A 25,007-nucleotide genomic window follows, 5' to 3' on the forward strand; every position below is an offset into this window, starting at 1 on the left:
TAAGAAAGGGTTAAAAAATATTTTGATTTATTAAAAAAATATCAGGAGAGAAAAAGGTAAAGAAGTCATAAAAAAGAAAAAGTAAAGAAAATTTTGGCGCAATTATCGGTCTTTGTTCTTCATTATAGGGTCTTTAGGTCTTCTATCTGATTCCTAACTGCAACACTGGTATATCTTTTCACAGTGTAATGCAAAATATTTTTATTACTTTTGAGGCAGTATTACTACAATATCCATAATATACAAAATCCCCTTCATGATTTAAACAATGAAAGAGTTGATTTTCTGTATTTTATAAAATTATAAACAATTTTTAGCGCCAAAAGAGGGGCAAATATACGAAAAGTTATCCACAATAACAAATAAATCCTCTCATTTTGAGGACATTAAAAATACAGCAGGCAGCTCGAAAACCAGCCAGCTATTATCTACATTCAGTTTTCTTCTTATTATTTCACAATAGCCTTATAAAATTTTATACTTGACTGACATTCTATTTTAAGGATTCAAACTATTGCAGACAGTACAGAAGCATCACTACCATTGCCTTTATTAAATTTAAAGATCTGTAAAACAGAAACAATATATACTTCGCGGGTAATTAATATGTCCATGATGTTTTTTTAATACTAAGAAATGTAATCCTGTTCCTAATGCCGCTTTGCAAGACACCATAGCTCGAAGAGAATCAATGAAATCAATTCTTTCTTTACCTGCCTTTATTGGTATTATTCTACGCATTAAAATAATTATCAAGCCCATCCCTTTTCTTTCTATTAAAGGCACTAGCAACAGAATATCGAGAATGCACAAAAAAAAGAAAGCCCGGGCATTTTGCCCGGGCTTCTATATGTGTAGTGAAATTGAAATTATTTAACTTCTACTTCAGCACCAGCTTCTTCTAATTGCTTCTTAAGAGCTTCAGCTTCGTCTTTAGAAACACCTTCTTTGATAGCAGCAGGAGCTCCATCTACGATGTCTTTAGCTTCTTTAAGACCAGCACCAGTTAAATCTTTTACTAATTTAACGATAGCTAATTTAGATGCACCTGCAGACTTAAGAATTACGTCGAATTCAGTCTTTTCTTCAGCAGCTTCAGCACCAGGACCAGCCATTACTACAGCAGCAGCAGCAGGCTCAATTCCGTACTCATCCTTAAGGATAGCAGCTAATTCGTTTACGTCTTTTACAGTTAGGTTTACTAGCGTTTCAGCTAAATTTTTTAAATCTGACATTGTTGTAATGTTTTTGTTGATTATTTATTTAATTTTTTGAGTATAATTATTCAGCACTTGTTTCTTCAGTGCTTTCTGCAGCAGCTTCTGGAGCTTCAGCAGGAGTTTCTTCTACAGCAGGAGCAGCAGCCTCTTCAGCTTTAGCTTCTACAGTTTCAGATTTGTTTTGAAGAGCAGAAACAACTCTTTGAATTGGAGATTGAAGTAATCCGATGATTTCTCCGATCATTTCTTCTCTAGACTTGATGTTAGCAAGTGCAGTTAAGTTTTCGTCTCCAACATAGAAAGTTTCCTGAAGGTAAGCAGACTTTAAAGCTGGCTTATCTTCTTTCTTTCTGAAACCTTGGATTAATTTTGCAGGACCGTTTGCAGTCTCAGAAATCATTAATGCAGAGTTTCCTTTAAAAGTCTGGAACATTTCAGAGTAATCTACTCCTTCGATTTGTTCCATTGCTTTCTGTAAAAGTGTATTTTTCACCACTTTTATTTTGATATTTTGTTTGAAAGCTTGTCTTCTGAAGTCAGAAGATTTAGCAGCGTTCAGTCCGTCTAGATCTGCTACGTATACTACTTTTGCATCCTGAAGCAAGTCTTTGATCTCTTGTATTGCTACAACTTTTTGGTCTTTTGTCATTGTCTTAAGGATTTATATTAGTTAACAGATTTAGTATCGATTGCAATACCTGGGCTCATTGTAGAAGACAAGTAAATGCTTTTCACGTAAGTTCCTTTAGCAGCAGTCGGCTTCATTTTAACCAATGTCTGGATTAGCTCCTGAGCATTTTCTTTAATCTTAGCAGCATCGAAAGATACTTTACCGATACCAGCATGGATAATACCATACTTGTCTACTTTGAAGTCAATTTTACCAGCCTTTACTTCAGCAACTGCTTTACCAATTTCCATTGTTACAGTTCCTGATTTAGGGTTAGGCATTAGACCTCTTGGACCTAATACTCTACCTAATGGACCTAATTTACCCATAACAGCTGGCATAGTAACGATAACGTCAACATCTGTCCAACCTTCTTTTATTTTTTGTAAATATTCGTCAAGACCTACATAATCAGCACCAGCAGCTTTAGCTTCTGCTTCTTTATCTGGCGTTACAAGAGCTAATACTTTAACATCTTTACCAGTACCGTGAGGAAGAGATACAACACCTCTTACCATTTGGTTTGCTTTTCTTGGGTCTACACCCAATCTTACAGCGATATCTACTGAAGCATCAAACTTTGTAGTGTTCACTTCTTTTACAAGAGCTGAACCTTCTTCAAGGTTATAGATTCTTCCTTTTTCTACTTTGCTTAAAGCTTCCTTTTGCTTTTTAGTTAATTTTGCCATTTCTTTAAGTTTTAAGCGTTAGTTGGTTTAGCTCCTGTTACTTTTAATCCCATAGATCTAGCAGTACCTGCAACCATAGAAAGAGCAGAATCGATTGTAAAGCAGTTAAGATCTGTCATCTTATCTTCAGCGATTTTCTTCACTTGATCCCAAGATACAGAACCTACTTTGTTTCTATTCGGTTCACCGGAACCTCCCTTGATCTTAGCGGCATCCATTAGCTGGATCGCTGCAGGTGGAGTTTTAATAACGAATTCAAAAGATTTGTCTTCGTATACTGTAATTACTACAGGTAAAACTTGCCCTGGCTTATCTTGGGTTCTTCCGTTAAATTGCTTACAAAACTCCATGATGTTCACACCTGCAGAACCCAATGCTGGACCTACTGGTGGAGAAGGGTTAGCTGCGCCACCTTTCACCTGAAGCTTTACCATTTTAAAGACTTTCTTAGCCATTGTTTGTTTTTTAAATTTGAATAATTAATGAGTTTGGAAGCATTTATTATTCAGCAGGTTATGCACTCACATAACAATAAACCTACTTTTCGGACTGCAAAATTATGAAATATTTTTGAAATAGCAAACGGAAATTACTGATTTTTAAAAAGTTTAGAAAAAATATCTGAAAAACAGAGGTTCTAAATTTTTCAGATCATTTATTTTTTTCCTTCTCCGAATATTTTATTTCTGCGTCTGATTCTTCCATTTAAAATAGAAATCCTGAATTAATAATACTTTTAAAGAAATGTACCCCCTGTCTGGGAAAAAGAAAGACCGTCTCAAAGCAGAGACAGTCTTTTTAAAATGTCAAAGTATACTATACTTGTTAAAAACCTGATGGTTTATTGACAGCCTTCGTAGAACCATCAGTTCCTCCCAGATCAGTATTTATATCACCGATATTTTGTTTTGTAATCAGTCTTTTATAAGCCATAAGGTAGAGGTCTATCGTAAAGTCGTTATAGCTTCTGGACGGAGTGCTTGTATTAGTGGCAACAATTCTGCTATCAGTAAATTTTGCTCTGATATGCCATGTTCCATTACTTTTGAAAGCTACTACATCCGGCGAGCCCTGCTTATTGTCATTAACGCCATTATTTCCGTAGTCAAGCATAACATTGGTAGAGTTATCACTGGTTCTGAAGGAATAATTATGTAATACTACCATGAAATTATTAGCATCTATCTTCGTATCATAATCTGTCAGTCCGTCACCGGATACTCCTGTAAGTGAAAGTTTGATATAATTAAACAATCCGCTGCTTTCCAAATTTGGATCATACAACTGAAGCGCATTTTGCGAAGTAGCTAAAAAGCTTCCCCCGGACATTGTAGGTTCTCCCGGATTTCTTAGATATAACGAATTTGTATACGTTTTACCATTAACCTCAAGTGTCTCAGTAGGGCTCGCAGTATTAATCCCTACTTTACCTTTCTGGGCATTTAAAAATATTCCCAGGCCTATCATTATTGCGATAAAAAATTTTCTTTCCATAGTATTTTATTGAAGCCCTAAAGGCGTATTGGTTGATACTCCCGAATAAGACGGCGAAGCTGACGCTGAAACAGAACCATTAAAAGTTCCCCAATCTTTTACTAATGATTTTTCAAAAACATTTAGGGTAAACGTCCAAGTCCCATTTTGCGCAGAAGCCGTACCAGCTCCTTTAAAACCTAAATTGACAGCATGATAGTTTTTCCCGGCAAAAGGAATCTGAGTTACTTCAGTAGAATAAGAACCGAAAGATTTTGGAGATGTTGTTGTATTTACTCCCGGCACAGCACCAGTAAAAACAGCATTTGTAATAGCAACAACATATTTAGAGGTATCTAATCCCGTATTGAGATTCACAACTTCATCTTCTTTTACATTTCTCAAAATGATACTATATATATTGACCGGTGCTACGTTACGAAGTGAAATATCAAGCAGCTTAACTTTCCCTACCGGTGAAGTATCTTTAGAGCGGGTAAGGAGAAGATAGTTTCCAGCTGCTTTTGTATTTTCAGTATCTATCAAATAAGACTCAACTAATGTTTCTCCTACTACATCAAGAGTTCCTTTAGGAGCGTTTGTGTTAATTCCAACCTGGGCATTAATGCCGGAAAAAGCAAAGCCCGTTAAGAATATCATAATAATTATTTTCATAGAATATATGTTTTTTATTGAATTAGCGGAGCTGCTGCAGCACCAGTTGTAGAAGCACCAAGATTTTGTGTAGAAGTAAATTCTTTTGCATATGATCTATCAAAGACCAATAAATTAAGAGTCCACACTCCAGTTGGAAATGATGAGTCTGGCGAGAATCCCTGATAATCGGCTTTCAATTTCCAGGTTCCTCCTGTAGAATAGGCAAAAATCTGAGGTACCGGCGTAAGCCAGTCGGCAGAAAAAGTTCTTGTCGGTTGAGTAAACCCAAAAGAAGAGATCACCACCAGAAATTTTTGAGAATTTATTTTTGTATCAAACTGATTCACCCAATCTTTATCTGAAGGATCACAGGTAATTTTGTACTGAATAAGGTTGATTGGTGCAGGGGAATTAGGTACAAATGAATCATTATAAGCCGTAATTTTATTATCCGGAGCAGGAGACTTGATAATGAAGGTGTAATTTTCATTGGTTCCAAGCTTTTCCAGGGGTTGTTTGAAGACTATTCCAGATGTCTTCATTGTACCATTAACTGTAAGTTCCTTTTCTGGGTTAGCTGTGTTTATACCAACCTGAGCATTACCTGATACAGCAATACCCATCAACAGGACTGTCGAAATAATTTTTGTCATGGAGTTGTGTGTTTATTTTAATATTAACCTTCTCTATGTTTCTGTTTTATTCTCATTATGAAACAAAGAGATATTGTACACATTTTATCTTGTGTACGAAGTCAAGGGGAATATAAATTTTATTGATTAACAGACTGGTAGCTTGCAATAAGTATGCCATCAAAAGAAAAACACATACATAAACGTAAATCTGACCCAAATAATAAAAAGCAAATATAATTACAAAGATCATGAATTATAGTAAGGAAGGAGCTCTATATAGAGAACAAAAAAATACAATACTTACGGTAAAACTTAAAGTTGGAAAGAGGAATTTTAAAAACTTTATTTAGTTCACAACTTTTGGAATCGTTTTATTAACATTCAACATGATAAATCTGACTAAAAACAAGAAAGTAGTGTAAAAGCAAAAAAGACTGCTTAATAGCAGTCTTTTTTATATTTTTAGAAGTGATTATTACACTTTTTCTACTTGCATATAGCTCAACTCCATTGGAGTTTTTCTACCGAAGATCAATACAGAAACTTCAATTTTCTTCTTGTCTTCAAGAATTTTCTCAACTGTACCGTTGAATCCATTGAAAGGTCCATCGATTACTTTCACGTTTTCACCTACTACATAAGGAATTTCAACATCGCTTGCGAATTCTGAAAGTTCATCCATTCTTCCAAGCATTCTGTTTACCTCAGATTTTCTCATTGGAACAGGATCTCCTCCTTTAGTTAAACTTAAGAAAGATATAACTCCAGGAATGTTTTTGATAGCGTGAGGAATTTCTCCCATCAGGTCTGCTTCAATCATTAAGTATCCAGGATAGTAAGGTTTCTCTTTAGGAACTTTTTTACCGTTTCTAATCTGGATAACCTTTTCCATAGGAATAACCACTTGAGTAACATACTGCTCAAACCCTAAACGTTTGATTTCTGTCTCAATATAGTTTTTCACTTTATTTTCCTGTCCGCTGATTGCTTTCAGCACATACCATTTCAATTCGCTCATTATGGGAAAACACTTTTATAATTAATTGAACATGTTGATTAACATTCCTATGATGTTGCTGATTGATTTAGAAAACAATTCATCAACTCCAAATGTAAATAATGCCAGAATAACTGTCGCAATAGTCACCACAATTGTAGATGACTGAAGGTCAGCCCACTTTGGCCATTCAACTTTATGTCTAAATTCGTTATAAGAACCTTTTAAAAAATCGACAAATGAACTCATAATTTATATTTGCACGGGCACAAGGATTCGAACCCTGATCAACGGTTTTGGAGACCGGTATCCTACCATTGGACGATGCCCGTAGATAAAAGCTTCCGAGAGTTTCCTTTCGGAAGCTTTATTTATTTTAAGATGATTAGTCTATGATTTCAGTAACCTGACCAGATCCAACTGTTCTACCTCCTTCTCTAATTGCAAATCTAAGACCTACGTTAAGAGCGATTGGCTGTAACAATTCTACAGTGATCTCTAAGTTATCTCCTGGCATTACCATTTCTACACCTTCTGGTAAGAAGATCTCACCTGTAACGTCAGTAGTTCTTACATAGAACTGAGGACGGTACTTGTTGTGGAATGGAGTGTGACGTCCACCTTCTTCTTTAGAAAGGATATAAACAGAAGCTTTGAATTTTTTGTGTGGCTTAACTGAATCTTTCTTAGCGATAACCATACCTCTCTTGATGTCAGTTTTTTCAATACCTCTCAACAATAGACCTACGTTATCTCCAGCTTCACCTCTATCAAGGATTTTTCTGAACATCTCAACTCCTGTAATAGTAGAAGTTAATTTTTCGTCACCCATACCTACGATATCAACCGGATCACCAGTGTTAATAACACCAGCCTCGATTCTACCAGTTGCTACAGTACCTCTACCTGTAATAGAGAATACGTCTTCAATTGGCATCAAGAATGGCTTTTCAGTATCTCTTGGTGGTTGCTCGATCCAAGTATCAACAGCATCCATCAATTCTTCAACGCTCTTGAACCACTTATCTTCAGTATCAGGAGTAGCTGCTGTAGCTGCTGTAAGAGCACCTAATGCAGAACCTTGAATTACTGGAGAGTTGTCTCCGTCAAAGTCATAAGTAGATAATAAGTCTCTAAGCTCCATTTCAACAAGCTCTAATAACTCAGCATCGTCTACCATGTCAACTTTGTTCATGAAAACAACGATTCTTGGTACATTTACCTGACGGCAAAGTAGGATATGTTCTCTAGTTTGAGGCATTGGACCATCAGTTGCAGCACATACTACGATAGCTCCATCCATTTGAGCAGCACCAGTTACCATGTTCTTAACATAATCGGCGTGACCTGGACAGTCAACGTGAGCATAGTGTCTTTTTTCAGTTTCGTATTCGATGTGAGCAGTATTGATAGTAATACCTCTTTCTTTTTCTTCTGGAGCAGAGTCAATTGCAGAGAAGTCTTTTTTCTCAGCAAGACCTTTGCTAGCTAATACAGCAGAAATAGCAGCTGTAAGAGTAGTTTTACCATGGTCAACGTGACCAATAGTACCAATGTTCAAGTGTGGTTTGTTACGATTAAACGTTTCCTTTGCCATGATTTAAAATTATTTATTTATTGTTTTTCAAATTTTCGGTGTGCAAATATAATGAATTTTTAAATACCAAAAACTTTTTATTAAAAAAACTTTCAATATTCACATCCAATGAAGTACAAACCTTACATTTTAATGTATTGAGACTGCAAATTTACACATTTTTCCGGATTGAAAAAAATCCTTCGCAGCGTTTTATTAAAATTCTAAACTATCTCATTAATTATGAATGCAATAAGTAACAAAAAAGTTTATTAAACAATCATTATATCGGCAGATCCATGTTTATTTTTTTCTCGTAAATATAGAAACAACCACTAAAATCAGTGCTATGAGAAAAATATTACCCATTTGTTTGAGTGTGTTTGACATTGTAATATTCTATTTGTGATTGATCATAATACAGATAAGTTATATCAGCAAAACCCACCAAATAACGGAACTTTGGCAGAAACGGGTTCTTTAGGTATTACTATTACCAATGCTAATGGGTTTGATATTGGAAGCATAAGCCCGAAAGCATATCTAATAAATGTGGTAGGTTCATCTACAAAAATTTGTACATCAATACCATAACAGGAGCAGCTATTCCTCTTTCTTACCATCCCAATCCTGTGATAGTTTTTATAGTAAGATCAGGCTTTTAAACTCACCTTATTTTATTTCAATAATAGAGAAGCGCGGAAAACTTTGTTTTCCGCGCTTCCGCTTAATATAAAATGAAAGAATAATTAAATCGGCTGTGATTTTTTGGTTCTGTTGAAGATCCAGAAAATAATCGGGAAAATAAGCAGTGTAAGTATCGTTGCTGTTATAAGTCCTCCAATAATTACAATTGCCAAAGGCTTTTGAGATTCTGAACCAATTCCTGTAGACAAAGCTGCCGGCATAAGCCCAATGGATGCCATAAGCGCAGTCATGATAACGGGTCTTGTTCTGGATTTCACTCCACTTAATATGGCCGTATCTATATCCATCCCATCTTTAACATTCTGATGGAATTCGGTAATAAGGATAACTCCATTCTGAATACATATCCCCAAAAGGGCAATCATTCCTACTCCGGCGGAAATACCAAAGTTGATTCCCGTAACATGCAGGGCGATAATTCCCCCAATCAATGCAAAAGGGACATTGGCAAGTACCAGCAGTGAATCTTTGATGTTTCCAAACAGAATAAACAACAGGAAGAAGATCATCAGAATACTCACAGGGACTACCTGCGCCAATCTGTGTGAAGCACGCTGCTGGTTTTCAAACTGCCCTGTCCATCCTACAGAATAGCCATCCGGAAGGTCAATTGTTTCCACTTTTTTCTGTGCATCGGCAATAGTGCCTCCCAAATCACGATCACGTATTGAGAATTTAACCCCTATATATCTTTTAATATTGTCTCTGTATATAAATGCTGCTCCATTGTCTTTAACAATATTACTGATCTCTTTTAATGGAATTTTGGCACCATCCTGTGTCGGAACCATTAATGAGGCTATGTCATTTTCATCGGTTCTGTATTCCTGGGAATAACGAAGACGGATTGGGAATTTTCTTTCACCATCAAACATTTCTGAAGCAGTTTTCCCTCCGAAAGCCATTTCCAGTACTGCCTGAGCGTCTGCCGGCATTACCCCATAAGCAGCCATTTTATCGCGGTCTAGTACTACACTTACTTCCGGCTGCCCAATATTTTTAATGATCCCCGGGTCTTTTACTCCGTCTACATCTTTGATCTTTAATAAGACTTCATTAGCCAGTTTATCAAGAGTTTCCAAATTATCGCCATAAATCTTGATCCCGTTTTCTGCTTTGAAACCGGCTACGGCTTCTGCCACGTTATCAGAAATAGGCTGGGAATAGTTGAAAGTAATCCCCTGATAACTTCTCAGTTTTTTATCAATTTCATTGATCAGTTCATCATAGGTGATCTTACGTTTCCATTCTTCTCTGGGTTTAAGGTTTACAGCAAACTGTACGAATCCAAATCCGTTCGGGTCAGTACCGTCATTACTTCTTCCTGTCTGTGCAAGAACATCGGTAACTTCCGAGAAACTCATAATATCCTTTTTCAAAAGATCTGCTGTCTTGAGAGACTCTTTTAAGGATGAACTCATCGGCATTTCTGCTGTAATCCAAAGAGAACCTTCATTCAGCTGCGGAAGGAATTCAGTTCCCAGGAATTTACCAGAAAATAAAGTAACTACAAGGAAAGAGATCGCAACGATCATACTCGTCTTTTTATGCTTAAATGTCATATTAAAGCCTTTCAGCACGATCCTATCCCAAAAATTCACAAATGGGTTGTTTTTTTCTCTTACATTTTTATTTAAAAGGATATGAGAAAGAACAGGAACCAATGTCAGTGTGAAGATCAACGCTCCCATTAGTGCAAATCCCAGGGTAAAAGCCAGGGGAGAAAACATTTTCCCTTCTACTTTCTGGAATGAGAAAATAGGAATCAGAGAGGTGATGATAATTAATTTTGAAAAGAAGATGGCTTTTCCCAAACCGGTTCCGGTCTGCTTGATCCAGCCTCCTTTTGCGAGTTTATTAAATTTCTCCATCCCATAACGCTTGGCTTTATGGTCCAGCATTACAAAGAGTCCTTCCACCATGACGACGGCCCCATCGATGATAATACCAAAGTCTACCGCTCCTAATGAAAGCAGGTTCGCACTCATTCCTGCCAGTTTTAAACATAAAAATGCAAAAAGCAGGGATAAAGGAATGATGATGGAAACAATCAGAGTGGTTCTCCAATCAGCCATAAAGATTAAAACGATTACCGTTACCAGTACAATACCTTCAATCAGGTTATGCATTACAGTATGCGTTGTAAAGTCCATCAGGTTATCTCTGTCATAGAAAGTAACCATTTTTACGTCTTTAGGGAGTATTTTTTCGTTCAGTTCTTTAATTTTAGCTTTTACGCCTATAAGAACCTCTCTCGGATTCTCTCCTTTTCTCATTACAACGATTCCTTCTACGGTATCGTCATGATTATTTAGTGCTGCCTGTCCCACTCTAGGCATAGAGCTTTCGTGAACTTCAGCTACATTTTTTACCAGTACCGGGTTTCCGCTATCATTTTGAATGGTAATATTTCCAATATCTGCCACAGATTTCACCAAACCAATTCCTCTTACCACATAAGCCTGTCCATTTTTTTCAATGACATCACCACCTACATTCAGGTTACTCTTTGTAACGGCATCATATACCTGAAGCGGAGTCAGGTTATATTTATCCAATGCTCTCGGATCGATACTAAGTTCAAATACTTTGTCCTGTCCTCCAAATACGTTGATATCTGCTACTCCGGGTACACCTCTTAAGGCACGGTCAATGACCCAGTTTTGTAAAGTAAGGAGTGCTCTGGAGTCTTTTGTTTTACTTTCCAGTGTATATCTGAAAATTTCTCCGGTTGGCCCGTAGGGTGGCTGTACTTCGGGATCTACCTCATCAGGAAGGCTAATGGTTCTTAATTGGTTATTGACCTGATTTCTGGCAAAAGTATCGTCCACCCCGTCGTCAAACAGAATTTTAACAATGGAAAGACCAAACATAGTGGTACTTCTCACACTTGTTTTCTTCTGAACCGGGCTCATCGCCAATTCAATAGGTGTAGTGACAAAACGTTCTACTTCTTCTGCACTACGTCCATTCCACTGGGTGATGATTACAATCTGGGTATTGGTTACATCCGGGAAAGCTTCAATAGGCATGTTTTTGAAACTTATAAACCCGGAGATTGCTAAAATAGCCACCCAGATAAAAGTAAATGCTTTATTTTTTAATGAAAAAGCGATTATATTTTTTATGAATTTATTCATGATAGATAAATTGATGACCTAAAAAAGCCGTTGAAAGGAATTATTTTAAAACCTCTAAAATTTAACCTTTAAGATGATGAAAGAATTCCTGAGTACTTAAAAACATTCTTAATGGTTAACGGTCGCTAGCTGTTTAAAGAACGGTATATTAAAAGCTGGTTATTGGTAATCACTTCTTCACCTTCTTTCAGACCATCTGCAATATAAGTAACATCTCCTACCTGCTTCAGTACTTTGATTTCTCTAATTTTCACATCAGTTCTTGATTTGAAAATGATGACAAAACTTTTGTTATCATCAAAAATCACCGATTTTGATGGGACAGTCAGCATCGTGCTACTTTCTAAACTTGAAACTTTTATGGTTGCTTTACTATCCGGGATCAATAATCCGTTGGCATTATCAAGGACTACTCTAGCCTGCATTGCGTTAGTCTGAGGATCAATGATTTTAAATATTTTATCAATTTTCCCGTCAAAAAATTTATCCGGATAAGAAAGAGTCGAAACCTGAGCTTTCATTCCAAGGCTGATCTTGTCAATATCTGATTCATTAACGTTCATGATTGCCCAAACATTGGTCATATTGGCAACGTCAAAGATATTATCACTTCTGTCGCTTCTCAGCTGCATATCTTTGTTGATGCTTTTCTGAACGATATAACCATTTATAGGCGCAACAACACTGTAAATATTTCCTCTATTCACGTTATAAACGGTACTTACTGCTGTAGCTCTCTGCAATTGATCTTCTGCTTTCTGAAGCTGACTTTTTGCTTCCAGAACATCTCTTTCTGTATTCAGCTTTCCTTCATATAGTTCTTTAGAAACGCGAAGGTTATTCTTGGCTACTACCAAATCTGTTTTTGCATCACTCACATCTTTTTGGATTTCTGCTAGTTCTGTACTTCTGATGGTAGCCAGCACCTGTCCTTTTTTCACATAATCACCAAGCTCCACATTTACACTCATCACATTTCCTCCAACAAGTGGATAAACGTCAATATAACTATTTTTATCAGCAGAAATTTTTCCGTAAAAGCTGTATTCATCTTCTATATTCTTTTTTTCAACTTTTGCCAGAGAAATAGAACTCAGCATCGTATTGCTCAGTTCAAAGCCTTTTTTGGCCTGATTGGTTTTTTCTGCCTCTTTTTTTGAACAGGCCATTAAAGATAAGACCATCAATACGGGAATAATATATGTTTTCATCGTTTTAATAGAAGATTTTCGTTTGTACTAGTTGATTAAGTTGTTCAGCAGACTGCATGATCTCATTTTTCATATCATAGATCTGAAGAGCGGTTTCTCTGTAACTATCCATAAAGTCAGTAAATTCAATCAGGTTGACATTTCCTTTTCTGAAGTTGGTCAGCATTCCGTTATAAACCAGTTCCATATTTTGCAGATCTGTAGTTTTGATATCCACCAGCTGATCATATTGTGCTCTCCATGTTTTATAAGCAGATTGAACTTTCGTTTCAAGGGTTAGCTTTTGAAAGTCTGCATTTTTTTGATTTTGTTTGATCGCATAGTTGGCTTTTTCAACATTTCCCTGGTTGATTCTCCATAAAGGCAGAGGAATACCCAGGGTCAAATTGGCTTCATTATTAAATGTACCACCTGCCTGATCCCATGCAGCTCCCACATTCAGGTCGGGAACGTTCAATGATTTTTGCCATTGAGCATACAGCTTACTATTGTCTATCAGCTTTAAATTGTATCGGTAATCTGCATTGTTTTCCAAAGCTTTAGTTTTCAGTTCATCTTCACTGCCGAAAGGTTGGGCGGCCAAAGATTCCTTAGCTTCGGTTTCTGACATTTGAGGATCTATATCTTCTGAAATACCTGTTAAGACCTTTAAGTTCTGTTCAAAGTCCAGAATATTTTTATTAATCTCCAGTTTATCATGGTTTAACTGAATTACAAGACTCTGTAATCTCACCGCGTCTTTAAGAGATACATTTCCTTTCGCGGATTGTACACGGTAAGCACTTAAAAGATCATTCATATAGACGAGCTGCTTATTGGTATTTTCCAATTTCAGTTTCTCATAATAAAGATTGAAGTATGCAGAGCGGAGCTGTGATCTTAAATCTACAAGCAGCTGCGTGAACTGAAGCTGTGCCAGTTCTTTATTGGATTTGGCAAAGGCAATTTCATTTTTCTTCTTGCCTCCCATGTAAATAAGCTGAGTAATTCCCGCTCCTTTTGAATGTCCAATATCAAAAAACTTTTTACCTTCCGGATTGTAGGCATTGAACTGCCCGCTCAGTTGTGGCAATTCCCAGATTTTAGCCTGCAGAATATCTGCATCAGCCATATTGATGTTGTATTGTTCGGCGAGCAGCTGGAGATTGTTCTTCTGAAATGCTTCTTCACATTCCACAAGAGACATTTGCTGTTGTGCTGCCATGAATGAGGAAACGGCTAGGCACACCACTGCAATTCTGTTCATTATTTTTCTTTTTAAATTACAAAATTGCTTTGATGCGATTAAAAGAAACTTAAATGAGCCTTAAAAAAATATTAAAATGTCCTTAAATAGGCCGTTTCAACAAATGTTTACAAGAAAATATTGTGAAAATTATTCTCTCTTGCTTGAATTTTAGATTAAAATTCAAGCAAGAGTTTAACAAAAATTATGATTAATTCGCTGAAACTTGGGTATTGAAATTTATTTTTTAAAAGTAAGGGTAAACTGATTCATGAAGTCGCCTGGTGAAGAATAAATAATTTCTGCGTCGTGATATTCAAGAATTCTCTTAACAATTCTAAGCCCAAGCCCGGATCCTGAGATATTCTGAGAATTATTTCCTCTGGTGAAGGCTTCAAATAATTTGGTTTGTTCTTCTTCGGAAATCGTATCTCCATGGGAAATGACCTCTACGGAAAGATGTTCGTTGGTTTCTGCAATCAGAACCTTTACCTCAGTATCATCAGAATAGACAGCTGCATTTTTAAACAAATTAATAAAAACAATAACCAACAGTGATTGAATTCCTTTTATTGTCAAAAAGGCGTTTTCGGAAATATCTTCCCTGATTAAAAAATCAAGTTTAAGATCAGGATAACTTTTTTCTACTCCTTCAAAGGCCTCAAAAATCACTTCATCAATCCTCACTTCTTCATAAATAGTCTGAATATTTTCTTTATCAAACTTTGTAAGCAGTAATAATGAATTGGTTAAATCAGACAGCTGGTATACATCCCGCTGAATCTGCTGTAATGAAGACAGAGTTTTAGGAGAGTGTTCTTCAAATTTAATAAGATTTTCCAGTTGAAAAGCCATTCTTGTAATAGGAGTCCTGATCTCATGGGAAGCACTTGCTGTAAAATCTTTTTGCGACTGGAATACATCATCCAGCCTTCCGATCATTGTATTAAAAGATTTTGCAAGCACACTGATCTCATCATTTGACTGCTGAACCGGAATCTGTGTGGTAAGTTTATGAGCCGTAACTTCCGAAATTTCCTTATTAAGGTCCTCTAAAGGCCGGAGAAATTTTTCTACAAAATAATAACTGAAAAATCCAATAAGAAGCGTACTCATTGCATAAGCCGCAATCAAAAGATATTTCAGATATCCCAACTTTGATTTTCCATTGGTATCAAATGCACTGGTAAGAATGTAATAGTTCTCACCATTAATATTTCGGAGTGCAGCATAAATCTCCGGAACGGTCTTTTCAGTATAAATAATCTTTTTCCTATCCAGCTCTTTTAGCATAGCACTATCCCAGGTAACATTTCTATCTTTGATTGTACTATAGATAAGCTCTTTCTTTTCGTTGAAAATTAAAATTTTCTCGTTCAAAAGAATATTATCTGAATTTTCATTAAAAAAAACAGGCGCTTCTTCCTCAAAATCTTTAGACTTTGATATAAAATGAGTGGTAAATTCTAACCTCTGCCTGAACCTTTCCTTAAATTCATCCCTTCTAAAATCATTAAAAGATAAATAGATCACCGCCATCACCATTCCAAAAAGCAATGAAAAGGCGATACTGATCGTTAAAGCTATCTTTCTTTTTAAAGACATTTATAATGGACTTAAGTAATATCCGAAGCCGGAGCGGGTGTGAATCAGTTTTATTTTAAAATCTTTATCAATTTTCTTCCTTAAGAAATTGATATAAACTTCTACGGTATTCGTATTCGTATTAAAGTTATGCTCCCAAACGTGTTCTGTAATCTGCTGTTTAGATACGGTCCTTCCCTGCGCTTCCGCAAGATAAACCAATAGCTGAAACTCTTTTAATGTAAGAGTTATCTCATTTCCTCCACGATACACCTTCTGCTCTGTTTTATTGATAATAAGATCATCAACCCTCAGAATATCCTGATCTGCGGTATCTGAAGGAGCTTTCCTTCTCAGCAGGGAATTCATTCTTAACAGCAGCTCTTCAAACTGAAAAGGCTTTACAAGATAATCGTCAGCTAGACGCGTAAAGGCATCTTTTTTATCTGAAATATCTCCATAGGCCGAAATAATAATGATCGGGGTATTTTTATCAAAAGAACGAATCGTCTGACATACATCCAGCCCGTTTATTTTCGGAACGTTGATATCGAGCAGATACAGATCGTATGTATTATTTTTAATCTGACGAAGAAATGTTTCTCCATCATATATTTTATCACAGTTGAAATTATTGGATTCTAAAAATCGGCAAAGTTCAGCAGAAAGAATGAGGTCGTCTTCTAATAAAAGAATATTCATCAAAAATTATTTTATACGAATTTAACGAAAATTTTTAGGATTACGATTTTAAAAAGTATTGAAACAAAATTGAAAGACTATTTCTTTTAATTTTTTAACATAAAATACAAACACGTGTTTCACATATTTTGTGGATCTTATCCGTTAGCAGGAACACAAAACATACGGATATGAAATAATGCAAGGCGAAACAACCAGATTCATTTTTTTTCTATCCAGATTTGCTAAACTTTTGACATTGCCCTCAAGCATTGCGTTTGATAGGTATTATTCGAGTAAGGACAAAAAAATTCCCGAATTAAATTCGGGAAAATCGAGAGCCAACTACGGGACTTGAACCCGTGACCTCTTCCTTACCAAGGAAGCACTCTACCGCTGAGCTAAGTCGGCATCAAATAAAAAAATCACACTAAGTAGCATGATTCTTTTTGAGCGGAAGACGGGGGTCGAACCCGCGACATTCAGCTTGGAAGGCTGACGCTCTACCAACTGAGCTACTTCCGCAATTTTGTTTCCAAAATTATTGGTAAACGCTGTGCAAAACTAAGAATAAATCTTGAGACTTGCAAGTATTTTTTGTAATATAAAATGTGGGGAGAGCAGGATTCGAACCTACGAAGCCGAAGCAACTGAGTTACAGTCAGTCCCATTTAGCCACTCTGGAATCTCCCCAGATATTTTATATTAAAATGAGCCTCCAGAGGGATTCGAACCCACGACCCCGAGATTACAAATCACGTGCTCTGGCCAACTGAGCTATGGAGGCATTTTAATAATTAGACTGAAAGTGGTTGAGAAACTCTACTCTACACATTTCAGTGTTAAAAAAAATCACTCTAAAAGTGTAATTTTTTGAGCGGAAGACGGGGGTCGAACCCGCGACATTCAGCTTGGAAGGCTGACGCTCTACCAACTGAGCTACTTCCGCAATTTTGTTTCCAAAACTATTGGTAAACGCTGTGCAAAACTAAGAATAATTATTTAATCCTGCAAGTTTTTTTTCTTAAATAAAATGTGGGGAGAGCAGGATTCGAACCTACGAAGCCGAAGCAACTGAGTTACAGTCAGTCCCATTTAGCCACTCTGGAATCTCCCCAGATATTTTATATAATGAGCCTCCAGAGGGATTCGAACCCACGACCCCGAGATTACAAATCACGTGCTCTGGCCAACTGAGCTATGGAGGCAAATTAAAAAAGAATTCAAAAGATCACTGTTCCTTTTTTGCGATTGCAAAGATAGAACGGATTTTTTGAATTCTCAAATTTTTTATAAACTTTTTTTAACTTTTTTTTTATGCCATTTCTTTTTTCTTGATTAATAGCTTTTTAGCAGTATCAACACAAAGGTCTAAACTTTCTTCAAAAGTTGCAGAAGTCTTCTTTACTACGATATCGTCTCCCGGAACCGCCAAAACAAGCTCTGCTGTTTTATTAGCTTTATCCGCGTTATTTTCTACTTTCAAAAACACTTTACACTCGTGAATTTTGTCATAGAAGGTTTCTAGTTTGCTAACTTTTTTGTCGATGTGTGATTCTAGTGGTTCGTGTGGAGTTAAACCAATTGATTGTACTGAAATCTTCATAATTCTTCTTTTTTTGATGCTCGAGGGTGAGCTTGATTAAACACTTTTTTCAATTGTTCAATATTAGCATTCGTGTAAACTTGAGTACTGGCAAGACTGGAATGCCCTAATATTTTTTTCACTTTGGAGATCTCCGCCCCATTATCCAATACGTGAGTAGCAAAGCTATGCCGAAGGATGTGAGGACTTTTCTTTTCTTTCGTTGTTACAAGACTAAGGTACTTATTAACTACCAGATAAACAAATTTTTCATTGAGTTTTTTCCCCTTCTTGTTCACAAAAAAACAGGATTGATATTCTGTCTGTGGCTTCCTTATTTTTAAATAATCACGCAGAAGTTCAGACAAGTCTTTGGAAACAGGAATCACTCTTTGTTTGTTCCCCTTTCCGATTACTTTTAATTCATTTCCGTCTATATTAACATTCTCAAATATCAGGCCACAAAGTTCGGCTTTTCTCATTCCTGTCTGATAAAGTACTTCAATGATACATCTTTCCAATATATCATGATTTCCTTCTGCAATCTTTTCATTGAGACCCTCCATTTCTTCTTTAGACATGGGGATTTGCTTTTCAGCGTAAAATTTCAGGGAAGAAACACCTTCTGTGGGAGAAACTTGAATTTCGCCTATCTTAAGAAGGAAGAGATAAAAACTTCGGAGAGAAGATAATTTCCGATTGATACTTCTCTTAGAAATATTATTTTCACTTAATTCAACAATAAAGTTTCTGATAATTTTCTTGTCTGCTTTCGCCAGATTTTCGGAAGATTCTGTTCGGAGATAGAAATGAGAAAAGTCTTCAAGGTCTTTTTTGTAGCTTGTAACAGTATGAGGAGAATATCTTTTTTCGAATTGCAGATAGTCTAAAAACTTTTCCAGCATCATAGGTATAAAAATAAAAATTCACTCCTCAAATATAAGAATTTAAGAAGTGAATTAGTATATGGTTAAGAAAAAATCTTAAGCCTGTTCTTCCTTACTAAGCGCTCTTTGTTTGTAAGCCGCTTTTAGTTTAGATTGTCTTAAAGTTACAGAAGGCTTAATAAAAGCTTGTCTAGATCTTAATTGACGAACCGTACCTGTTTTATCAAATTTTCTCTTGTATTTTTTTAAAGCTCTGTCGATGGATTCACCATCTTTTACTGGAATTATTAACATATTTTACATCTCATTTTGGATTGCAAAACTAAACCTTTTTTCTTAAAACACAAAATATATTAGCCTAAAGAATAATATATTTATCCAAAATATTTCCCAAAACCCTTTATTAAAAGTATTTTACGGCTAAATTATTTTTATCCACAATGAACAAACACTCAAGTTAAAAACTGAGTTATCTCCCAAACAACTCTTCCTTATTTCACAAAAACATTTCATATTAATGATATGTAAACAAAAAGCATTATCTTTGCAGTCACTTTATTCATGGGGTTGACTGGTTTCGACAGCAAGATCAATGGGTAAGTAAGCATGCAGAGAACCGTAGCGCGATCTCTATAATCCCTTGCTACAAAATTTTAACTGGCAACGAAGAGTTCGCTCTTGCAGCTTAATCCGAATAAAGTAAGATTCAAGCGCTTTCCCGAAGATAGTAAGGAAGCAAGATGTCTCACAAATGCTCCGTTCTACGGCGTTTGATCCTGAGATATAGTAATGTAGAAATAAGGTTTTAGATGCTTCAGCTAAAACTCGAAAACCTTAGAAGATAAGCTGGAAGTTGGGTGTCTATCCTCTGCCTCCAGTCGAAAACTAATGGTAGAATAAGCATGTAGAAAGCTTATGTATTGCTTGTTTGGACGAGGGTTCGAATCCCTCCAACTCCACAAAAAACCCTGTAAATTACTTATTTATAGGGTTTTTAAATTTCAGATACTAATTAAGGTGCTAATTATAGAGTTTACTTCTATCCAAATAGTTTTTAATTTCATTATAGGCTTCTTCCTTTGTTATCATAATTATTTAATTTTTAAAGAAACTTTTTTTAATTCCTTTTATCAAATTATTCTTAAATATCCAAATATCTATGTGAAGCTGTGATTCAACATTCTATTGTTTATCGTAAGGAAAGGAAGCACTAATAAATTTTATTCCTGTTGCTTTACCTTCTTTATTATAAATTATCTCTTGTACTCCTAAATCTTCTCTAATGCCCTTTACTGTCATTGTTTCTGCGTCTATAATACAGTGATAAACTGTTGGTATATCAAAAACATTATGAAAAATAGCAAAAGTATAACTTCCCCAAACTTTTCCATCATACATTTTTTCATTTTCATAATGGAGAGTTTTTTTCATGAATTCCAATTCTTCTTCTGAATTTCCATATTGAAATTTCAATTGTTCTAACACTTTTAGTGCGATTTCTATTACTTTTTTTTCTTTATTTTCCATTTTACTATAGTTTTTTATAATCAATACCTACTAATTCTAAATCTTTTATTGCCCTATTTAAAACCCATTCTGCATTTTCCAATTCCAAATCATTAAACAAATGCTTCTTCTCCATTATTTTGTCATAAACCCATTTTTCTCGTTTATAAGTTCTTGTAAACTTTTGTGCCAATGTACCAGTTGCTCCTTCCAAATACGCCTCTTTTTCCAACAATTTAAACTCTAAAGCATGTTGTATCTCATGAAAAGCCTCATAAAAAGTAAACTTTTTCCTAAAGAATAATTCTCTGCTTGTTGGAGAGAATCCTGCTTGAGCTCCACTGGCATCTAAAAACTTATCTTCTCCTTTTCGCATAACCACTCCTACATCTCCCAAAACTTCTGCAATATACTTTTCAAGAGCCTTCATTTGCCTATTATTCATAAACTCTCTTCCCAAGAATTTCCCACGCTTGCTTGCTGATTTCCCTTCCCAGCCTAACTCATCCAATAATTCATCAAAGACTTCTTCTTCTCTTCCTAACATTTGGTTAAACTTGGTCTTTAAGTAATTAGCTAATCTCCCATTTTTTATCGCTTCTAACAATTCCAAAAACTCTTTTTCCAACCATTTATAAAGGTCTTTTGTGGAATTTGCAATTTTCCTCCCTAAACCTTTTCCAAAATTAAGAGCTTTTGCTCCAGCCTGTTCTGCTTTAGCTGTTAATCTACTAATTTTTGCAGAAGCTTCTGCAACTAATGAACTTCCACCTGTAAAGTAAGCAATAACAGCATCTAAAATCAACTCAAAGGCAACTCCTCCAATAAAGTAAGCCCAAAAATACTCATTATAGTTAGAAATTTTTTTAGCCAAACCTGAGATAAAAGCAGAAAGGTCTTTCCAAATTTTATCATCAGTAAAAAGTTTTTTAATACCATGAAGAAATTCTTTTGCATTTTTATCAAATAAATCTACAAAATCTTCTATAAATTCAAGTTTCTCCTGATGTTTTGCCAATTCCAAGGCACTGGCTTTCTCTAATTCAAAGATAGGAATATTGTCTACTATCATTGCTAAAAGCATGATAATCAATTGAACCAAAGAGATAAGCCCGTTGAGTATTCCACAGAGAAAAGCATTGATTTTTGCAATTTCTTGATTTAATTTTTCTGTAATTATACTTCCTATATCTGAAACAATATCCTGAATTTCTTTAAATAATACCTTTAATTGATTGTAAATATTTTTTATACTGTCAGGCATGTTATCTTCTATAAAGTTTTTTACAAGAAATGTAACAGCAAACAAAATATCATCAGCAATAGTAGGTGTTGCTGCCACGATATTAAAAACAGCAGCAGTAGAAATTTCATCAAACGAGGCAACAAACTCTGAAAGTTTTTTCAATCCTGTTTCTGCAATCCCTTGTTGATTGTCAGACATGTTTTTATATTCATTGCAAGTGAACGGAACAGGAATAATGGGTTTGTATTTTACTTCTTGTTTGGGAAAGCCACTGCCACCAGCTTTATTTTGGAAATTGTTATACATAGGTTCAACATAAAATTTTATGTAGTCATAATTCTCCTCTGCAAACTTCCACTTTTCAGTGGCTTCAATACCACCTCTTAGCCAGTCTGCCAGTTGGTTGTTTAATGAAGATACTTTTTTAAAGGCTTCGTTGATTTTACTTTTTTCAAGTATTTCTAAATAAATAGCACCTTTCAATAGTGTATCATCGATTCCGTAATCTTTAGCAATTAGTTTGATAAGACCATTAAAATCTGAGACACTTCCATCTACTGTATTGCCATCATAATTAATGGTTTTTCCCTTACTGTTATAATCTCTTATTAATCTTTGCCTTGCATAATCTCCCATTTTCACCCTACAAGCCGTACCAAAAAAGTTACTGGTATTTTTGGAAGTCTCCTCGTAGTAAATAGTAAAGTAGTCAGACTCTATTTTGTCCTTTTCGTATCTGTCAAAAACTTCTATTCCACTTTTACAGAAAACAGCCTGATGATGAACTACACTGTATTTTTCTGACTTGGGATAGTTGTCTTTTAACTCTGGAGGAACAACAAAGGTTTCATAAAACACACTGTTTTCTCTTAAAGGACTGTCAATGTTTCTACTTAAAACATACTCTAATCTCTGTATCATATCATTTGGATTTATTGTGAGCCAAATGTAGATACGGGTAACGACAAAACTTGTCACATTAAAATTTGTTTTAAAGTTATTATGAAAATTATATGTTGAGAATTCTTATTCCATTCTTCTTACTTTTCATCTATAGATTCTTAAATAAGTATTTCATCTACATTTGCTTCCAAAATATTTAACCATGACCAAAAAAAGAGATGACATAGAAAATGACAATAACGCACAAGAGAAAGCCAACAGCCAGAAAGAAGATAATCGTCCAGTATGTGGTTTAATCATGTCAATTGCTGACACTGAAGGCTACCCGCCAGGGCATTGGAAAGAAGTCAAGAAAATTATAACGTCTGTTACTGAAAAAGCAGGGTTTAGAACCAGACTTATAAGTGAAAGCGAAGATGTGCGTGTTATCCAGAAAACCATTGTACAAAATGTTTTTGATGATGATATTATCATCTGTGACGTAAGCTCTAAGAATCCTAATGTAATGTTTGAATTGGGATTAAGATTTGCTTTTGACAAAGATGATGAGACTGGATATTCATTCGATACGAGTCCTGTGGAAGAATTCTTGTCAGGACAACCTTGATATCCTAATATCAAAGTTATTTCTTTAATGTTACTGTCTCAAATGTCAAATAATTTGACTTTTGTCATTCTGAGAACGCTTTGAGACAGCAACATTTTAATTTCAATAAAGTCATACGGTCAGCACATCATCAATAATACTTATTACTATTCTAAGCATCTTAATACCCAAGACTTTTAAAAATTTTTGCTGTTGATTTTGCTTTTTCAACATCAGTTTTGTTTATGTAAGCTAACACTTGCCTTTCCGTCTTATGCCCAGTAAAGTTTAGTAAGTAGGTTATTTTAAGAATTGCTATTCTTTTTAAACCATTCAACATAAGCATTTACCGCCTTCTGAAGAAAATCTTTAGTCCCCTGATCTTTTAAATCTGCATTTTCATCCCACGCTTTATCAATATGAGATAAATAAACTTCCGGCTGTTGCATAGCAGGCACATTGAGAGAAACAAGACTTTGTCTCAAGTGATGATTCGCTCCAAAACCTGACACGTTGCCCGGGGAATTGCTGAATACCGCTCCCGGTTTACCATTCCATATATTTTTTCCTGCGGGCCTAGAGCCAATATCTATAGCATTTTTTAAGGCTGCTGGAACAGATCTGTTATGCTCGGGAGTAATAAAAATAACCCCGTCGATATTTTTAATTTCTTCTCTGAATTTTACATAAGATTCAGGAACATTATTATCATCATCAAAATCCTGATTATACACCTGCAGGTTTTCAATTGAAATAATTTTAAATTCAAATCCCTGAGGTGCCATGGATACCAATGTTCGTGATATCTTCTTTGAAAAAGACTCTTTACGCAGACTACCTGCGATAAGCCCAATTACTTTCTGCATAATAATAGTTTTAAGTGATTTTGTTATGTTATGTAATATAGCAAAACAAGATGAGAACATCATAGAAAGATGAATCATTATATAAAATAAGCCCGAATATTATTACGATACCATACTCGGCGGCAATCCAAACTGCTTTTTAAAGGCAAATGAAAAATGAGATAAGTCTTCAAATCCAAGATCAAGATAAACATCGGAGGCCCTTTTTCCTTTTTCCAGAAGGTACCGCGCTTCCTGCAGCCTTCTTTGAAGCAGCCATTTTCCCGGTGTTATTCCAAATACTTTCTGAAAATCCCTTTTAAAGGAAGCGAGGCTTCTCCCTGTAAGATAAGCAAAACGGTCAAGCTTCACATTAAAGTGATAGTTCTTCTGCATAAATTCCTCAAGGTTGACTTTATAAGGCTCAGAAACATCATATAAAACATTTTTCAATGAAGGATCATGACTGAACAAAAGCAACAGAGCTTCTTTTTGTTTCAGTAAAGCTAATTCCGGTGATTTATTTTCTAAAAGAGACTGGTATTGCAACAAAGAACCCATGAAATATTTCAAATGCGGAACCTGCGACAGATCTGTAAAAACCGGTGATTTGATTTCTTCCTGGATTACAAAATCTTCTTCACGACGCATATCTTTCAACATTTCATCATCAAACCTGATGGATAAAGATTTAAATCCCATCTCTTCCCCAGGCCTTTTAAGAAATTTCAAAAGTTGATTCTTTCTCACCAGATATACATCTCCGCTTCGGAACACTTTTCTGTATTCTCCGTCATTGAGCTCCATCTCCCCGGAGATCACCATCGACAAAGCATTATATGAAACAAACTGTTCCCCTTCACGAAAAACTGTAAAGTAACAGGAGTAATTAATATAGTCTAAGTTTTCAGACATTGTTATACTTAATATAAAGCCAGGTCAAAGTTCTTTTGGCCCGACTGTTAAAGATAGTGTTTTTAATT

Annotated in this window: 24 protein-coding genes, 8 tRNA genes and 1 other RNA gene; 3 read left to right on the top strand and 30 right to left on the bottom strand. The window is 35.5% G+C overall.

Annotation, left to right across the window (positions count from 1 at the left end; translation table 11 throughout):
• Positions 1-869: 869 nt before the first annotated feature.
• From rplL to tuf, 11 genes are all read right to left on the bottom strand, one after another.
• Positions 870-1,235, bottom strand: coding sequence for a 50S ribosomal protein L7/L12 (gene rplL, locus AC27VX_RS13700; protein WP_236856184.1), 366 nt, complete (start codon positions 1,233-1,235; stop codon positions 870-872).
• Positions 1,236-1,281: 46 nt separating this feature from the next.
• Positions 1,282-1,869: a 50S ribosomal protein L10 gene (gene rplJ, locus AC27VX_RS13705; RefSeq protein WP_236856185.1), complete on the bottom strand. Its 588-nt coding sequence runs from the start codon at positions 1,867-1,869 to the stop codon at positions 1,282-1,284.
• A 17-nt stretch (positions 1,870-1,886) separates the two neighbouring features.
• Complete coding sequence (rplA, locus tag AC27VX_RS13710; RefSeq protein WP_236856186.1) at positions 1,887-2,579, bottom strand: 50S ribosomal protein L1; 693 nt, start codon at positions 2,577-2,579, stop codon at positions 1,887-1,889.
• An 11-nt stretch (positions 2,580-2,590) separates the two neighbouring features.
• Positions 2,591-3,034, bottom strand: coding sequence for a 50S ribosomal protein L11 (gene rplK, locus AC27VX_RS13715; RefSeq protein ID WP_236856187.1), 444 nt, complete (start codon positions 3,032-3,034; stop codon positions 2,591-2,593).
• 370 nt (positions 3,035-3,404) lie between these two features.
• Positions 3,405-4,073, bottom strand: a complete 669-nt coding sequence (locus AC27VX_RS13720; RefSeq protein WP_236856188.1) for a hypothetical protein — start codon at positions 4,071-4,073, stop codon at positions 3,405-3,407.
• Between the two features lie 6 nt (positions 4,074-4,079).
• Positions 4,080-4,727 (bottom strand): hypothetical protein, encoded by a 648-nt coding sequence (locus tag AC27VX_RS13725; RefSeq protein ID WP_488696130.1) that lies wholly within the window; start codon positions 4,725-4,727, stop codon positions 4,080-4,082.
• 14 nt (positions 4,728-4,741) lie between these two features.
• Positions 4,742-5,362, bottom strand: a complete 621-nt coding sequence (locus tag AC27VX_RS13730; protein ID WP_236856190.1) for a hypothetical protein — start codon at positions 5,360-5,362, stop codon at positions 4,742-4,744.
• A 457-nt stretch (positions 5,363-5,819) separates the two neighbouring features.
• Complete coding sequence (nusG, locus tag AC27VX_RS13735) at positions 5,820-6,362, bottom strand: transcription termination/antitermination protein NusG (protein ID WP_123943340.1); 543 nt, start codon at positions 6,360-6,362, stop codon at positions 5,820-5,822.
• 21 nt (positions 6,363-6,383) lie between these two features.
• A complete protein-coding gene (gene secE, locus AC27VX_RS13740) occupies positions 6,384-6,590 on the bottom strand; it encodes a preprotein translocase subunit SecE (protein WP_160135970.1) in 207 nt (68 codons plus the stop codon).
• 12 nt (positions 6,591-6,602) lie between these two features.
• Positions 6,603-6,673, bottom strand: a tRNA-Trp gene (locus AC27VX_RS13745).
• 53 nt (positions 6,674-6,726) lie between these two features.
• Positions 6,727-7,938, bottom strand: coding sequence for an elongation factor Tu (gene tuf / locus AC27VX_RS13750; protein ID WP_236856191.1), 1,212 nt, complete (start codon positions 7,936-7,938; stop codon positions 6,727-6,729).
• 384 nt (positions 7,939-8,322) lie between these two features.
• Between tuf and AC27VX_RS13755 the strand changes: the two genes are divergently transcribed.
• A complete protein-coding gene (locus AC27VX_RS13755) occupies positions 8,323-8,511 on the top strand; it encodes a DUF4394 domain-containing protein (protein ID WP_488696134.1) in 189 nt (62 codons plus the stop codon).
• A gap of 155 nt (positions 8,512-8,666) precedes the next feature.
• On the opposite strand, the gene AC27VX_RS13760 is transcribed toward AC27VX_RS13755, so the two are convergent.
• From AC27VX_RS13760 to rpsU, 15 genes are all read right to left on the bottom strand, one after another.
• The gene (locus AC27VX_RS13760; RefSeq protein ID WP_236856193.1) at positions 8,667-11,765 is read right to left on the bottom strand and encodes an efflux RND transporter permease subunit; all 3,099 of its coding nucleotides are present in this window, start codon (positions 11,763-11,765) and stop codon (positions 8,667-8,669) included.
• Positions 11,766-11,890: 125 nt separating this feature from the next.
• Positions 11,891-12,976, bottom strand: a complete 1,086-nt coding sequence (locus AC27VX_RS13765) for an efflux RND transporter periplasmic adaptor subunit (RefSeq protein WP_488696136.1) — start codon at positions 12,974-12,976, stop codon at positions 11,891-11,893.
• Between the two features lie 4 nt (positions 12,977-12,980).
• Entirely contained in the window at positions 12,981-14,222 is a 1,242-nt protein-coding gene (locus AC27VX_RS13770) for a TolC family protein (protein ID WP_236856195.1), read from the bottom strand.
• 219 nt (positions 14,223-14,441) lie between these two features.
• Complete coding sequence (locus AC27VX_RS13775; RefSeq protein ID WP_236856196.1) at positions 14,442-15,806, bottom strand: ATP-binding protein; 1,365 nt, start codon at positions 15,804-15,806, stop codon at positions 14,442-14,444.
• Positions 15,807-16,487, bottom strand: a complete 681-nt coding sequence (locus tag AC27VX_RS13780) for a response regulator transcription factor (protein WP_488696139.1) — start codon at positions 16,485-16,487, stop codon at positions 15,807-15,809.
• Between the two features lie 318 nt (positions 16,488-16,805).
• Positions 16,806-16,877: transfer RNA gene (locus tag AC27VX_RS13785), tRNA-Thr, on the bottom strand.
• 41 nt (positions 16,878-16,918) lie between these two features.
• Positions 16,919-16,991: transfer RNA gene (locus AC27VX_RS13790), tRNA-Gly, on the bottom strand.
• A gap of 87 nt (positions 16,992-17,078) precedes the next feature.
• A tRNA-Tyr gene (locus AC27VX_RS13795) sits at positions 17,079-17,159 on the bottom strand.
• A 20-nt stretch (positions 17,160-17,179) separates the two neighbouring features.
• Positions 17,180-17,253 (bottom strand) — tRNA-Thr (locus tag AC27VX_RS13800).
• Between the two features lie 89 nt (positions 17,254-17,342).
• Positions 17,343-17,415 (bottom strand) — tRNA-Gly (locus AC27VX_RS13805).
• Positions 17,416-17,502: 87 nt separating this feature from the next.
• Positions 17,503-17,583, bottom strand: a tRNA-Tyr gene (locus tag AC27VX_RS13810).
• Positions 17,584-17,600: 17 nt separating this feature from the next.
• Positions 17,601-17,674, bottom strand: a tRNA-Thr gene (locus AC27VX_RS13815).
• A 107-nt stretch (positions 17,675-17,781) separates the two neighbouring features.
• Positions 17,782-18,072: an HPF/RaiA family ribosome-associated protein gene (locus AC27VX_RS13820; protein ID WP_236856198.1), complete on the bottom strand. Its 291-nt coding sequence runs from the start codon at positions 18,070-18,072 to the stop codon at positions 17,782-17,784.
• The gene (locus tag AC27VX_RS13825) at positions 18,069-18,956 is read right to left on the bottom strand and encodes a phage lytic cycle repressor MrpR family protein (RefSeq protein ID WP_488696194.1); all 888 of its coding nucleotides are present in this window, start codon (positions 18,954-18,956) and stop codon (positions 18,069-18,071) included. The genes AC27VX_RS13820 and AC27VX_RS13825 overlap by 4 nt, the downstream gene beginning before the upstream one ends.
• Before the next feature lie 78 nt (positions 18,957-19,034).
• The gene (gene rpsU / locus AC27VX_RS13830; protein WP_045501128.1) at positions 19,035-19,232 is read right to left on the bottom strand and encodes a 30S ribosomal protein S21; all 198 of its coding nucleotides are present in this window, start codon (positions 19,230-19,232) and stop codon (positions 19,035-19,037) included.
• A 269-nt stretch (positions 19,233-19,501) separates the two neighbouring features.
• Between rpsU and ssrA the strand changes: the two genes are divergently transcribed.
• Positions 19,502-19,900: a transfer-messenger RNA gene (ssrA, locus tag AC27VX_RS13835) on the top strand.
• Positions 19,901-20,120: 220 nt separating this feature from the next.
• Here the strand turns inward: ssrA and AC27VX_RS13840 are convergent.
• Complete coding sequence (locus AC27VX_RS13840; RefSeq protein WP_488696142.1) at positions 20,121-20,465, bottom strand: hypothetical protein; 345 nt, start codon at positions 20,463-20,465, stop codon at positions 20,121-20,123.
• 4 nt (positions 20,466-20,469) lie between these two features.
• Positions 20,470-22,611, bottom strand: coding sequence for a zincin-like metallopeptidase toxin domain-containing protein (locus AC27VX_RS13845; protein WP_488696144.1), 2,142 nt, complete (start codon positions 22,609-22,611; stop codon positions 20,470-20,472).
• 184 nt (positions 22,612-22,795) lie between these two features.
• Here AC27VX_RS13845 and AC27VX_RS13850 point away from each other — a divergent pair, with 184 nt between their 5' ends.
• Positions 22,796-23,200: a hypothetical protein gene (locus AC27VX_RS13850; RefSeq protein WP_488696146.1), complete on the top strand. Its 405-nt coding sequence runs from the start codon at positions 22,796-22,798 to the stop codon at positions 23,198-23,200.
• Positions 23,201-23,484: 284 nt separating this feature from the next.
• Here AC27VX_RS13850 and AC27VX_RS13855 read toward each other — a convergent pair whose 3' ends face one another.
• On the bottom strand, positions 23,485-24,045 hold the full coding sequence (locus tag AC27VX_RS13855; protein WP_236856203.1) for an NADPH-dependent FMN reductase: 561 nt from the start codon (positions 24,043-24,045) through the stop codon (positions 23,485-23,487).
• Between the two features lie 102 nt (positions 24,046-24,147).
• Positions 24,148-24,939 carry an AraC family transcriptional regulator gene (locus AC27VX_RS13860; RefSeq protein ID WP_236856204.1) on the bottom strand — a complete coding sequence of 264 codons (792 nt, stop codon included), beginning with the start codon at positions 24,937-24,939 and terminating at the stop codon, positions 24,148-24,150.
• Between the last annotated feature and the right edge of the window lie 68 nt (positions 24,940-25,007).

The sequence above is a fragment of the Chryseobacterium sp. 14P4.3.2 genome (assembly GCF_057799275.1).

What these genes read in the sequence shown, in the direction of transcription:
- AC27VX_RS13855 (WP_236856203.1), bottom strand. Translation starts at nt 24,045, where the DNA reads ATGCAGAAAGTAATTGGGCTTATCGCAGGTAGTCTGCGTAAAGAGTCT.
- AC27VX_RS13860 (WP_236856204.1), bottom strand. Translation starts at nt 24,939, where the DNA reads ATGTCTGAAAACTTAGACTATATTAATTACTCCTGTTACTTTACAGTT.
- tuf (WP_236856191.1), bottom strand. Translation starts at nt 7,938, where the DNA reads ATGGCAAAGGAAACGTTTAATCGTAACAAACCACACTTGAACATTGGT.
- AC27VX_RS13730 (WP_236856190.1), bottom strand. Translation starts at nt 5,362, where the DNA reads ATGACAAAAATTATTTCGACAGTCCTGTTGATGGGTATTGCTGTATCA.
- AC27VX_RS13760 (WP_236856193.1), bottom strand. Translation starts at nt 11,765, where the DNA reads ATGAATAAATTCATAAAAAATATAATCGCTTTTTCATTAAAAAATAAA.
- AC27VX_RS13780 (WP_488696139.1), bottom strand. Translation starts at nt 16,487, where the DNA reads ATGAATATTCTTTTATTAGAAGACGACCTCATTCTTTCTGCTGAACTT.
- AC27VX_RS13775 (WP_236856196.1), bottom strand. Translation starts at nt 15,806, where the DNA reads ATGTCTTTAAAAAGAAAGATAGCTTTAACGATCAGTATCGCCTTTTCA.
- AC27VX_RS13840 (WP_488696142.1), bottom strand. Translation starts at nt 20,465, where the DNA reads ATGGAAAATAAAGAAAAAAAAGTAATAGAAATCGCACTAAAAGTGTTA.
- AC27VX_RS13770 (WP_236856195.1), bottom strand. Translation starts at nt 14,222, where the DNA reads ATGAACAGAATTGCAGTGGTGTGCCTAGCCGTTTCCTCATTCATGGCA.
- secE (WP_160135970.1), bottom strand. Translation starts at nt 6,590, where the DNA reads ATGAGTTCATTTGTCGATTTTTTAAAAGGTTCTTATAACGAATTTAGA.
- AC27VX_RS13825 (WP_488696194.1), bottom strand. Translation starts at nt 18,956, where the DNA reads ATGCTGGAAAAGTTTTTAGACTATCTGCAATTCGAAAAAAGATATTCT.
- rplJ (WP_236856185.1), bottom strand. Translation starts at nt 1,869, where the DNA reads ATGACAAAAGACCAAAAAGTTGTAGCAATACAAGAGATCAAAGACTTG.
- rplL (WP_236856184.1), bottom strand. Translation starts at nt 1,235, where the DNA reads ATGTCAGATTTAAAAAATTTAGCTGAAACGCTAGTAAACCTAACTGTA.
- AC27VX_RS13820 (WP_236856198.1), bottom strand. Translation starts at nt 18,072, where the DNA reads ATGAAGATTTCAGTACAATCAATTGGTTTAACTCCACACGAACCACTA.
- AC27VX_RS13850 (WP_488696146.1), top strand. Translation starts at nt 22,796, where the DNA reads ATGACCAAAAAAAGAGATGACATAGAAAATGACAATAACGCACAAGAG.
- AC27VX_RS13845 (WP_488696144.1), bottom strand. Translation starts at nt 22,611, where the DNA reads ATGATACAGAGATTAGAGTATGTTTTAAGTAGAAACATTGACAGTCCT.
- AC27VX_RS13720 (WP_236856188.1), bottom strand. Translation starts at nt 4,073, where the DNA reads ATGGAAAGAAAATTTTTTATCGCAATAATGATAGGCCTGGGAATATTT.
- rpsU (WP_045501128.1), bottom strand. Translation starts at nt 19,232, where the DNA reads ATGTTAATAATTCCAGTAAAAGATGGTGAATCCATCGACAGAGCTTTA.
- nusG (WP_123943340.1), bottom strand. Translation starts at nt 6,362, where the DNA reads ATGAGCGAATTGAAATGGTATGTGCTGAAAGCAATCAGCGGACAGGAA.
- AC27VX_RS13725 (WP_488696130.1), bottom strand. Translation starts at nt 4,727, where the DNA reads ATGAAAATAATTATTATGATATTCTTAACGGGCTTTGCTTTTTCCGGC.
- rplA (WP_236856186.1), bottom strand. Translation starts at nt 2,579, where the DNA reads ATGGCAAAATTAACTAAAAAGCAAAAGGAAGCTTTAAGCAAAGTAGAA.
- rplK (WP_236856187.1), bottom strand. Translation starts at nt 3,034, where the DNA reads ATGGCTAAGAAAGTCTTTAAAATGGTAAAGCTTCAGGTGAAAGGTGGC.
- AC27VX_RS13765 (WP_488696136.1), bottom strand. Translation starts at nt 12,976, where the DNA reads ATGAAAACATATATTATTCCCGTATTGATGGTCTTATCTTTAATGGCC.